Annotated in this window: 12 protein-coding genes; 9 read left to right on the top strand and 3 right to left on the bottom strand. The window is 39.5% G+C overall.

What is annotated here, in order from left to right; genetic code table 11:
- Positions 1-19 precede the first annotated feature (19 nt).
- Positions 20-2,338, bottom strand: a complete 2,319-nt coding sequence (locus tag IV514_RS02225) for a S9 family peptidase (RefSeq protein WP_206483276.1) — start codon at positions 2,336-2,338, stop codon at positions 20-22.
- A 242-nt stretch (positions 2,339-2,580) separates the two neighbouring features.
- Between IV514_RS02225 and IV514_RS17410 the strand changes: the two genes are divergently transcribed.
- The 9 genes from IV514_RS17410 to IV514_RS02265 all read left to right on the top strand — a co-directional run bounded on the left by IV514_RS17410 (position 2,581) and on the right by IV514_RS02265 (position 9,894).
- A complete protein-coding gene (locus IV514_RS17410) occupies positions 2,581-2,793 on the top strand; it encodes a GDCCVxC domain-containing (seleno)protein (protein ID WP_241242145.1) in 213 nt (70 codons plus the stop codon).
- 323 nt (positions 2,794-3,116) lie between these two features.
- Positions 3,117-3,302 carry a hypothetical protein gene (locus tag IV514_RS02230; protein WP_206483277.1) on the top strand — a complete coding sequence of 62 codons (186 nt, stop codon included), beginning with the start codon at positions 3,117-3,119 and terminating at the stop codon, positions 3,300-3,302.
- Between the two features lie 212 nt (positions 3,303-3,514).
- Positions 3,515-3,925 carry a CBS domain-containing protein gene (locus IV514_RS02235; protein ID WP_206483278.1) on the top strand — a complete coding sequence of 137 codons (411 nt, stop codon included), beginning with the start codon at positions 3,515-3,517 and terminating at the stop codon, positions 3,923-3,925.
- A 160-nt stretch (positions 3,926-4,085) separates the two neighbouring features.
- Positions 4,086-5,030, top strand: a complete 945-nt coding sequence (locus IV514_RS02240; RefSeq protein WP_206483279.1) for a carbon-nitrogen hydrolase family protein — start codon at positions 4,086-4,088, stop codon at positions 5,028-5,030.
- 129 nt (positions 5,031-5,159) lie between these two features.
- Entirely contained in the window at positions 5,160-6,095 is a 936-nt protein-coding gene (locus tag IV514_RS02245; RefSeq protein WP_206483280.1) for an ABC transporter ATP-binding protein, read from the top strand.
- Positions 6,096-6,098: 3 nt separating this feature from the next.
- Entirely contained in the window at positions 6,099-6,872 is a 774-nt protein-coding gene (locus IV514_RS02250) for an ABC transporter permease (RefSeq protein ID WP_241242146.1), read from the top strand.
- Positions 6,872-7,555: an SAM-dependent methyltransferase gene (locus IV514_RS02255; RefSeq protein WP_206483281.1), complete on the top strand. Its 684-nt coding sequence runs from the start codon at positions 6,872-6,874 to the stop codon at positions 7,553-7,555. Before IV514_RS02250 ends, IV514_RS02255 begins: the two co-directional genes overlap by 1 nt.
- 399 nt (positions 7,556-7,954) lie before the next feature.
- A complete protein-coding gene (gene panP / locus IV514_RS02260) occupies positions 7,955-9,595 on the top strand; it encodes a pyridoxal-dependent aspartate 1-decarboxylase PanP (RefSeq protein WP_206483282.1) in 1,641 nt (546 codons plus the stop codon).
- Between the two features lie 152 nt (positions 9,596-9,747).
- Positions 9,748-9,894, top strand: coding sequence for a hypothetical protein (locus IV514_RS02265; RefSeq protein ID WP_206484042.1), 147 nt, complete (start codon positions 9,748-9,750; stop codon positions 9,892-9,894).
- Between the two features lie 118 nt (positions 9,895-10,012).
- Here the strand turns inward: IV514_RS02265 and panC are convergent, their stop codons facing one another.
- A complete protein-coding gene (gene panC / locus IV514_RS02270; RefSeq protein WP_206483283.1) occupies positions 10,013-10,858 on the bottom strand; it encodes a pantoate--beta-alanine ligase in 846 nt (281 codons plus the stop codon).
- Positions 10,859-10,866: 8 nt separating this feature from the next.
- Positions 10,867-11,661, bottom strand: a complete 795-nt coding sequence (panB, locus tag IV514_RS02275) for a 3-methyl-2-oxobutanoate hydroxymethyltransferase (RefSeq protein ID WP_206483284.1) — start codon at positions 11,659-11,661, stop codon at positions 10,867-10,869.
- Between the last annotated feature and the right edge of the window lie 71 nt (positions 11,662-11,732).

An 11,732-nucleotide genomic window follows, 5' to 3' on the forward strand; every position in this document is an offset into this window, starting at 1 on the left:
CAATCGAGAAACAAAATGATCACTGGTTACGATTTAGTAGGTGTTGATCAAAGTAATCGGTTTTTAATGTTTGTAAGTGAAGTGTAGTGCCTTCACCTTCCCACAATCCGTGACTACGATTAGGGTAAGACATAAACTGAAATTGCTTGTTATGTTTGACTAATTCATTAATCAAACGCTCTGCGCCTTGATAGTGCACATTATCATCACCTGTACCGTGTACCAGTAGTAAATTACCCGCTAAGTTTTTCGCATGAGTAATAGGTGAACCTTGCTTATAACCTTCTTCATTGTCAGCAAGGATGCCAGAGTAACGTTCTTGATAAATTGTGTCGTATAAACGTTGATCCGGTACTGGCGCTAGTGAAATACCAACATGATATTGCTCAGGGTAGCGAAATAACATGTTTAATGTCATAGAGCCTCCACCAGAATGACCCCAAATACCAACACGGTCAGTATCTATGTAACTCCAACGCTTCGCCATAGCTTTAAGGGCATCTGATTGGTCGCGAGAGGATAAAACTCCTATTGCACCATAAACTTGTTTACGCCATTCTCTGCCTTTCGGCGCGCGAGTGCCACGGTTATCAATAGAAGCGACTATATAGCCTTTTTCCGTCATCATTTGATCCCATAGGTACGCATTGCCACGCCATCTATCTTGTACTGTTTGCCCCCAAGCTTCACCGTAAACATAAAAAATAATAGGGTATTTTTTATTAGGGTCAAAATCAGCAGGGCGCATGATATAACCGTCTAACACCACACCATCTTGAGCAGTCACTTGAAAAAACTCATGTTGTGGAGCAATAAGGGAATCGAGCTTAGTGATTAATTCGTTGTTATCCATCATCATGTGTTGCTCTTGATGACCTTCAATCTTTACTAAGCGTTTTTGTGTTGGTTGACTAAAAGTGGAATGAGAATGTATCGCCCATTCACCGTTAGGTGACATTTGATAGCTATTTGAGCCGGCAAAAGCATCAGGCGTTACTTGTTGATTAACAATGCTGGCGTCTAATTTACTTCTAAATAAATAACGTTGCCCGACATCTTTTGGTGAGGCGATATAATAAAGCCAACCGCTATCTTCATCTACGGCTTGAATGCTAACGGTATCAAATTCACCCGGCGTGAGATCTATTTTGGTTTTACCATCTCGTGAAATGTTATAAAAATGACGCCAGCCACTGGCTTCACTAGTCCAAATAAAGTTTTTACCTTGATTGATCCATTTTGCATCGGTAATACCGTCTAAGAAGTGTTCATCTTGTTCGGTATAAATTTTTCGTACGTCACCTGTTGATACGTTAGTAAGGTAGAGTATGTCTCTGTCTTGTTTACGGTTTAGGTGTTGGATAAGAATTTCATCACTGTTGCCTGACCAATTCATACGAGGAATGTACATATCGCGAGAATTATTAGGAATTTTTGCCCAAGTTGTTTTTGCACTGGCTAAGTCAACAATACCTATTTTAGCTAAAGCGTTAGTTTCTCCCACTTTTGGGTACGGAAAACTGGTAATGGTTGGGTAGAGCGCATCGGTATTATTGATCATATGAAAATCTTTACTACCACTGGTATCTAGCTGCCAATAGGCGATCTTCTTGCCGTCAGGGCTCCAACGAAAGCCATCGCGAATGCTAAACTCTTCTTCATATACCCAGTCGAATAAGCCATTAATAATGCCATTACCCGCATCTTTAGTTAACTGAGTAATTTGTTGATTAGCTAAATTTTCCAGATAAATATTATTGTCTACCACATAAGCTACAGCACTTGCGTCTGGCGAAAATTTAGCAAACATCAAGCTGCTGTCTTGCACATCCTTTCCACCTAAACGCGCTAACTTGCTTGAAGCTAATGTTAAGACCCAATAGTCGCCGCGGCTATTTGAGCGCCACACTTTTTTGCTGTTGGTATAGATCAGTAGTTTTTTACGATCATCTGACCAAATATAGTTATGAATGGCAAGCGGCTTGGTTTCACCTTCAGGGATCAGTTGCTCTGCACTCACTAATATCGTGCGTTCTAATGTTGCGGGATCGTAAACGACAATATCTTTACCTATGCTAACTTCGTCACCCTCATCATTTTTTTTCTTTGCTGCAGATTTCTCAACAGCGGTGTAACCACTGCCATCAGCTAGCCAGCGGATACGGCCAATGCGATCTGATGTAAATTCGTGGTCTTGATAAATGCGTTCTAATGTTAAGTGATTGTTCTTTTTTGTTATATCCGCTGAATCTTGCTCTTTGACTGTGCTTTGGCACGCGGCAAGTGTTGTGGTAAACACCGTGGCTACCATCCAGCGCTGGAATGTTGAAAGTTGCATATAATTTTCCTTGTTTAACTTGCCGATACTTTAAATTGCATACAATTTATTGGCAATGTTTTTCATCTTAAAAACTGGCTTGGTTACCTTATTTGATTAAACGCATCTTTATGATATCCATCTACTTTTAAAGACATATTTATGTTGAATAATGATGATAATTATTCGCTATTGGCTTTATGATGGATAATTTGAGATAGTGGTAAGAGGTTAATACTTTATTAATTTTTTAAGGTTATTATATGGATATTACTATTTCCGAGTCGGTTATTACCTGTCCAGCGTGCGGGGCTGAAAAAAAGGAAACCATGCCTAAGAATGCTTGTCAGTATTTTTATGAATGCACCTCTTGTCGTAAATTATTGAAACCATTACCTAAAAGCTGTTGTGTTTTTTGTTCTTATGGCACCATTAAATGTCCACCGGTTCAAGAAAATGGTTCTTGCTGTTGTTAAAACATTTTCTACGTCGTGTGTCCGACATCATAGATTTCGTCGATGTAAAAGTATGAACAGGTGAATAAGGGGGGTTATATTAGCTGCGACAACGAGGTTGGCGTCTGTAGTGCTCCATATACCTCATAAGGTGTATAGATAGCCGAACCGCTTACTTCTCATAATGTCTTTTGGATAATATACAGCTAAATTTTAGTGTTACTCTCTCAGCACGCATTATTTAATTACTGTTATATACTCAAATAAGTGAGTTAACTGGCTTATCTTACAAATATTTCAATGAGATGAGTATTGAGTCTTTCTTTGATTGAGGAGTCCTGCTAATGGATAAAGACATGTTTATTCGTGATACATCAGCGCAGATATATGCAGCAATGTTCGCTAATCCTGAAAAAGAGCCTTCTACGCAAGTTGCTATCAAAAGTGCAATTAACTTATGGGAGCAATTGATAGCCAATGATATTGATCCTCATACTCAAGGTTCGGAGAACCCAAGGGTGTATCTATAGCTTGCGTCAGTTGCCAAGGGCGTATTGAACTCTTATTTAGCATCAAATTGATACCGTTAAAAGCGAGCAAGTTTCACTAAATCGAACTGTGATTGTTGATGAAAATGTTTATAGCTATATATATCATTTTGAGCTAACGATGATTGATAAAATACGGTTATGATATTGATCATATTTGACTTTGGTGAGACACAAATAAACGAGCTGTAAATATGGGCATAGAAAAGTTAATGAGCAAAGCGATTGTTACCGTACAAATGGATGATACGCTGAAGCATATTAAAAAATTATTTGATCACACAGGCTTTCATCATTTACTTGTTGTTGAATCTAATGAGTTAGTTGGGGTGATTTCTGATCGTGATTTACTAAAGTCATTAAGCCCTAACTTAGGAACAGCATCTGAGACAGCGAAAGATTTAGCCGTTTTGAATAAGCGTGTACATCAGATCATGTCGAGAAAGTTAGTCACCCTTACCTCTGAGGCAAGTGTCTATGATGCGATTGATGTGTTCAACCAATATAAAATATCTTGCATTCCAATTGTTGATCAATCCAAGAAGGCCGTGGGTATACTGTCATGGCGTGATATTATGTTGGCGCTAAAACGAAAAAATCAGTAAATCCAATACCTTCACTTTATTGAAACTGCTACTACAAGCACAGCAAAGCTGTGTTTATTTGCTAATCTAAAAGAACCATTCGTTTAAAAAGCTGAAACCTTCAGCGATAGATCATGAGCTATTTGTCTGATCTACTAATCAAGTGAAAGGGAGTGTAGAGATGAGTAAAATAGCGATTATTCAACAGGCACCTGTTGTTTTAGATAAAACACGCACTATTAACAAAGCGGTGGAATTGATTGAGAGTGCGGCTGAACAAGGTGCTCAGTTGATCATTTTCCCTGAAGCGTTTATTCCAGGTTACCCTGCATGGATCTGGCGATTAAGACCTGGTGGCGATTGGGGGATTTGTGAATCATTACATCATCAGTTTTTTGAAAACTCTGTCAACTTATCCACTGACGATCTCAAGCCTTTATTTGATGTTGCGAAGAAAAAACAGGTTACTGTCGTTTGTGGGATGAGTGAGCGAGATGACAAGAACAGCCAAGGCACACTTTATAATTCACTTGTGACTATCAGCGATAAAGGTAAACTGATTAATCACCACCGTAAATTGATGCCTACGAACCCTGAGCGTATGGTTTGGGGCTTTGGTGATGGGCATGGATTGAACGTGATAGATTCGCCTGTTGGCAAAATTGCCAGCTTAATTTGTTGGGAAAATTATATGCCTTTGGCGCGCTATGCCTTGTATGCGCAGGGCGTTGAAATTTACATCGCACCAACGTATGACAGTGGCGATGCCTGGATAGGTACGATGCAACATATTGCTAGAGAGGGCAAATGCTGGGTATTATCTTGTGGTGTGGCTCTTGAACGAGGTGATTTACCGAAAGACTTTCCTGATATTGACAGGTTATACCCTGAAACAGAGCAATGGATTAATCAGGGGGATTCTTTGGTGGTATCGCCTAAAGGAGAAATTATTGCCGGCCCATTATCCTGTGAAAAAGGTCTACTGCTGGTTGATATTGATGCAGCACAAGCAACTACTGCTAAACGTGCATTAGATGTGGCTGGCCATTATGCGCGGCCTGATATTTTTAAACTCACCGTTGATAAAGCAAGACAATCGCCAATTAGCTTTACCAATATAGAGTAGTGCTCAAATCATAAACTCGTGTCATCATCAAAAACTTGAATGATAATCATGCGAGATATTTAGTGCTGCCATATTGAAAATATTGTTTTATCCCCCATGTTATCAAGACGATCTTAATGAGGTATTGCTATGGAAAAAGCGCTCGAAATAACAAGCTTGAAAAAAACATATAAGGGTGGCTTTCAAGCGTTAAAAGGTATTGATTTGTCTGTTAAGCAAGGGGATTTCTTTGCATTGCTCGGACCTAATGGTGCGGGTAAATCAACTACGATTGGCGTGATCACCTCCCTTGTCAATAAAACCGCAGGTCAAGTAAAGGTGTTTGGTCATGACATCGATCAAGCACTTGAAACAGCGAAAAGTTTTATTGGTTTAGTCCCACAAGAATTTAACTTCAACCAGTTTGAATCGTTAACAAAAATTTTAGTTAATCAGGCGGGTTACTATGGCGTAGAAAGATCGCTGGCTCATAAACGTGCTGAAAAATATCTAAAACAACTCGATCTTTGGGATAAAAAAGATGCTCCTGCACGTAACTTATCGGGTGGTATGAAACGACGTTTGATGATAGCACGTGCATTAATGCATGAACCTAAAGTACTGATCCTTGATGAGCCAACTGCTGGTGTTGATATCGAGCTACGCCGCTCAATGTGGGACTTTCTCAGGGAGTTAAATAAGCAAGGTATCACTATTATTTTAACGACTCATTACCTAGAAGAAGCAGAAATGCTGTGTCGAAATATTGCTATTATCGATTCAGGGGTGATTGTTGAAAATACCGATATGAAATCGTTATTGGCCAAATTGGATGTTGAAACTTTTGTACTCGATTTGAAACTAAATAGCCCTGAACCAAAGATTGAGGGTTTTTGTTATCGTGTGATTGATGGCCATACCATTGAAGTGGATGTCAAAAAATCACAACGTATTAATGATGTTTTTATGCAATTAAGTGAACAACAAATTGATGTACAAAGTATGCGTAATAAGAGTAATCGTTTAGAAGAGTTGTTTGTCAGTTTAGTGGGTTCAGGGGCACATGTTGCTGCGCAAGGAGAATAATTAATGTCGTCTGCAAGAAATATGATCGCGCTGAAAAGTATATTACACAAAGAAGTACACCGATTTATGCGTATTTGGGTACAAACGTTAGTACCGCCGGCGATCACTATTAGTTTATATTTTGTTATTTTTGGTTCGTTAATTGGTGCTCGCATCGGCACTATGGACGGCTTTGATTATATGTCGTTTATTGTCCCTGGTTTAATTATGATGAGCGTGATCACCAATTCCTATTCGAATGTTGCTTCGTCTTTTTTTAGTGCCAAATGGCAACGTAATGTTGAAGAAATGTTAGTAGCCCCTGTGCCTAATTGGGTGATTGTTGCCGGCTATGTCGGCGGCGGCATGACTCGGGGCATTTTAGTGGGGTGTATTGTTACTTTTATTTCATTGTTCTTTACAGATATTCAAGTACATAACGCTTGGGTGATCATTGTTACCGTGGCACTAACATCTGCAACATTTGCCTTGGGCGGGTTAATTAATGCCATATTCGCCGGTAGCTTCGATGATATTTCTATTATACCAACCTTTGTTTTAACGCCATTGACTTACCTTGGAGGCGTGTTCTATTCGATAAGCTTATTACCGGAATTTTGGCAAGGGGTGTCTAAGGTTAATCCGATTGTCTATATGGTTAATGCATTTCGCTATGGTTTTATCGGGGTATCAGATGTCGACTTGACCGTTGCATTTGCTGTACTTGGTGTGTTTATTGTAAGTCTATTTACAATCGCAATGATGTTAATTACTAAAGGTATAGGGCTAAGAAGTTAATGACAGATAAGGCGTTAGGTGATTCAAAAGCGATTATCACCAATCAACCAGATATCCATGAAAAGTTACTTGATGTTGCTAAGAAACATCTTGCGCATCCGTCAAAGAAACCTTTTCAGTCCCATACTCTAGAGGCGTTTGAACAAGCAAATCAGCTGGTTCAGGCGCATCAAGGTGAAGTGATCTTAGATTCTTGCTGTGGTGTCGGGCAAAGTACACGGTTGCTGGCTAAACGTAACCCCAATGCATTAGTCATTGGGGTGGATAAGTCAGCACACCGCATTAATAAAAATGATGGACAGTTAATCGCCCAAACGGCAACACAACAAGTAAATAATTACTTACTTGTGCGGGCTGATTTAAATGACTTTTATCGGTTAGTTAAACGCGCTAACTGGCCGGTGAGTAAACATTATATTTTATACCCAAATCCGTGGCCAAAAGCGAAACACTTACAAAGACGCTGGCATGGCAGTGCCGTTTTTCCTGAGTTGATCAGTATTGGAGAAGAGATCGAATTACGCAGTAACTGGCGCTTGTATTTGCAAGAGTTTCAACTCGCCGCCACGTTAGTTGATCGCCAAGGAGAGCTTAACGAAGTTGTTGATCAACAACCGCTCACGCCATTTGAAGCAAAATATCAGGCTAGCGGTCAAACATGCTGGCAGCTGTTATTGCGCTAAGAGCTGATATTTCGCAGTATTTATAATTAGTGAAATTTACTAAAAATTAGTTGTTTTTTCTTAAAGCAACTAACAATCCATTCTTTCTTAACTATAATAGTTTATATATATCAATAATTTAAAATATTGGCTTGAAACTTGTTTATAAAATATAAACTAATTAAGGAAGTGATGAAAATGACAACAAATATTAAAAAGAATGTATTAATGATGGCATTAAGTAGCTTAGCAATTGTTGAGTTAGGTTTTGTTTATTTAGCGACATTAGTTGCTTAATTGACGCTGTTAACGCGAATAAATGAAATAAAACACAAGACTTTTACTGTAAATTTTATTAAAGTGCCGCACTTATATTGAATATTTCGCTTGTTTGAGCAAGCCAAGAATAGTGATCTAAGTATGACGGTATCAAAACGCGCAGCTAAGGCGACAGAAGAGTCGTTACACCGCATTTTTACCATTCCAGAAGCGCCAGATTCTACCTTAGGGCGAATTGAACAAGAAATGTCACAAAACCTGACGGGCTTTCTTGGTGATCACATTGCCGCGAAAGAAATGGCATTATCTGAAATTGAAAAAGATTTCGCTTGCTCACAAATTCCTGAACAGCCGACCTTTGTATCTGACCATATGCATCACTTGCTGGATAAGCTGGTGGCGCAATCGGTGCATACATCAAGCCCTAGTTTCATAGGGCATATGACCTCAGCCTTACCATATTTTATCTTACCATTATCAAAGCTAATGGTCGGCTTAAACCAAAACCTCGTTAAAATAGAAACATCTAAGGCGTTTACGCCATTAGAGCGTCAAGTATTGGGCATGATGCATCGCCTTGTTTATCGAAATGACGAACCGTTTTATCAGGAGTGGATGCATAGTGCCAATCACTCTTTAGGTGCTTTTTGCTCTGGCGGCACCGTTGCCAATTTAACTGCGCTGTGGGTTGCTCGTAATAACTTGTTAAAACCTGAAGGTGACTTTAAAGGAGTTGCTCGTGAAGGGTTATTTAATGCGTTAAAGCATTACCAATACAATGGTTTGGCTATTTTGGTTTCAAGCCGTGGTCATTACTCGTTGAAAAAATCAGCTGATGTCTTAGGTATAGGACAAGACAGCGTGATTGCTATTCCAACGGATGAAAACAATAAAGTTGATTGCCAAAAGCTGCGTGAGAAATGCCAAGAGCTCACAGATAAAAATATACGGGTATTAAGTATTATTGGTGTGGCGGGCACAACCGAAACGGGGAATATTGATCCGTTAACGGAAATGGCTGAGATCGCTCAGCAGTTTCATTGTCACTTTCATGTTGATGCTGCTTGGGGCGGCGCTACGTTATTATCAGATAAACATCGCTCTTTGCTTGCCGGTGTTGAATTAGCAGATTCTGTCACTATCGATGCTCATAAACAAATGTATGTACCTATGGGCGCAGGCTTAGTCGTTTTTAAAAATCCAGCTTCTGTTGCTGCGATTGAACATCATGCTGAATATATACTGCGTAAAGGTTCTAAAGACTTAGGATCTCATACGTTAGAGGGCTCTCGACCAGGTATGGCAATGTTAGTTTATGCCAGTTTGCATGTGATCAGTCGTCCAGGTTATGAACTTTTGATAAACCGTAGTATTGAAAAAGCACATTATTTTGCTGATTTAATTGAGCAGCATCCAGACTTTGAATTAATTACCCGTCCAGAATTGTGTATTTTAACTTATCGTTATAATCCTGCTGTGGTGCAGTACCTTCTTGCACATAGCGATAAGGCGGGACAAGATAAAATCAATTCTTTGTTGGATAAATTAACGAAGTATGTACAGAAGCGACAGCGGGAAAATGGCAAATCATTTGTTTCTCGTACCCGTATTGAAGTGCAGAAATACCAAGGTAGAAAAACCTTAGTTTTTCGTGTTGTGCTGGCAAACCCGCTGACCTCAAATGAAATTTTAGTGGATGTTTTGGCTGAACAAGCAGAATTAGCGCAGGAAAGTCGAAACTTTTTACCTAAATTACTTACTTTAGCGAATGAAAATGAGTAATTGTTACGTTTATTTAACTTATTGATATTCATAAATATATTTAAATTCTTTACATTTTCCCTTTCTTTTCATAATTAAATTGTTTCATTGTGCTTACAAAATGAAAGTTATTGTGTAATAATTCAGGTGTGGTTACACTTTGGAGTAGTATTATGCATAGTGAAGAGAATAACATGCCTGAAATGATTGAAGAAAATAACGTAACTGAATTGTCAATGGAACAGCAGCTTATCGAAGCGCAGAAAGAAATTGAGGATTTGAAAAGCCAATTAATGTGGATGGAACGTTCGTACGAATAGGCTTTTATTCAGTCATAAAAAAACCGAAAGCATCAGCTTTCGGTTTTTTTATCTGTAAAAGTCTATGACAAGCACTCAGCTAACTGACAGAGTTAAAGGTGTAACCTTGTCTGTAATGTTACAGTGTGACTTGCAAGTTGTCGATTAAACGCGCTTTACCACAGTGAGCAGCTGCGAGTATGACAAGCTCATGATCATCTTCACTGGCTGGTTGTAAGGTACTCGCATGACAAATATGAATGTAATCGGTTTTGAGTCCGGCATTGTCGATAAAACTGGCGGCTTTTTTTGCTAAACCGATAAAGTCATTATTATGTTTTAATTGCTCTGCTAACCATTGAATGTTTTGGCTCAGTGCTGGAGCGATCTTCTTTTCTTCGTCAGTTAAGTAACCATTGCGCGAGCTAAGCGCTAAGCCGCTCGCTTCTCTGGCCGTTGCCACAGGAATGATTTTTATTGGCATGGATAGATCTTCCACCATGGTTTGTATCACTTGAACCTGTTGGTAATCTTTTAAGCCAAAGCAAGCTACATCGGGTTGAACTAAGTTAAATAATTTACAAACAACGGTAGCGACACCGCGAAAATGTCCCGGTCGACTTTCACCACAATAGCCTTCAGAGACATTAGGTACTTCGACATAGCTTTGTTTATCTAAACCCTTTGGGTAAATAATCTCAGCGGTTGGGGTAAATAGTAAATCTGTGTTGGCTTCGGTTAATTTTTTCTGATCATCTGCAAGAGTGCGAGGGTAACTATCGATATCTTCATTGGCACCAAACTGCATAGGATTGACAAAAATACTGGCAACAACTTTATCCGCATGCTTGTGGGCTTCGGTGACGAGTGAAATATGGCCCGCATGTAGATTGCCCATAGTAGGAACAAAAGCGACGGTCAACCCTTGTTGATGCCATGCTTTGATGATTTGACGGAGTTCGTCAATTTGGCTGACTGTTTTCATGATAACGCCTATTTAAAAATGTGCTCTTCGCCAGGAAAATTACCTTTGGATACTTCCGAGATATAAAGCTCTATCGCTTTTTTAATATCACCGGTATCTATCAGAAAGTTGCGTGAGAATTTTGGCATGTAACTGCACGAGATGCCAAGCGCATCATGCATCACGAGAATTTGGCCGTCAGTATCTTTGCCTGCACCAATACCTATGGTTGGAATGGTAATCGCTTCTGCAATCATTTTACCAAGTTCGGCGGGAATGCATTCTAGCACTAATAGTTGCGCACCCGCTTTTTCTAATGCCTTGGCATGCTCAACCATCTCTAGTGCTTTCGCTTGTTCTCGTCCTTGAACTTTGAAGCCACCGAAGACATTAACCGATTGTGGGGTCAGCCCTAAATGAGCACAAACAGGAATACCGCGTTCTACTAAGCCTTCAATGGTATCAGCTAACCATAAACCACCTTCGAGCTTCACCATACTCGCACCAGCTTGCATAAGCTTGGCGGCATTAGTAAAAGCTTGCTCTTTGGTGGCATAACTCATAAAAGGCATGTCACTAATGATTAAGGTGTTTTCTACCCCTCGTTTGACACATTGAGTATGATAGGCCATATGCTCTATGTCGACCGGTAAGGTATCATCCTGACCTTGCAACACCATACCTAAAGAGTCACCTATTAAGATGGCGTGAATACCTGCTTGGTCAAATAATTTAGCAAAGCTAGCGTCGTAAGCGGTGATGGTGGAAATTTTTTCACCTTGTTGCTTCATTTTTTGTAATGTTGCTGTGGTAATTTTTGCCATGCTTGTTCCAAAATTGTATTGAAGTTTTTTTATTGTTTTTTGCTGCCAGTAGGTCAGCGGCTTATAGTTTT

Origin of the sequence: Thalassotalea sp. G2M2-11, from assembly GCF_017168195.1 — a bacterium.
Lineage (GTDB): Bacteria > Pseudomonadota > Gammaproteobacteria > Enterobacterales > Alteromonadaceae > Thalassotalea_E.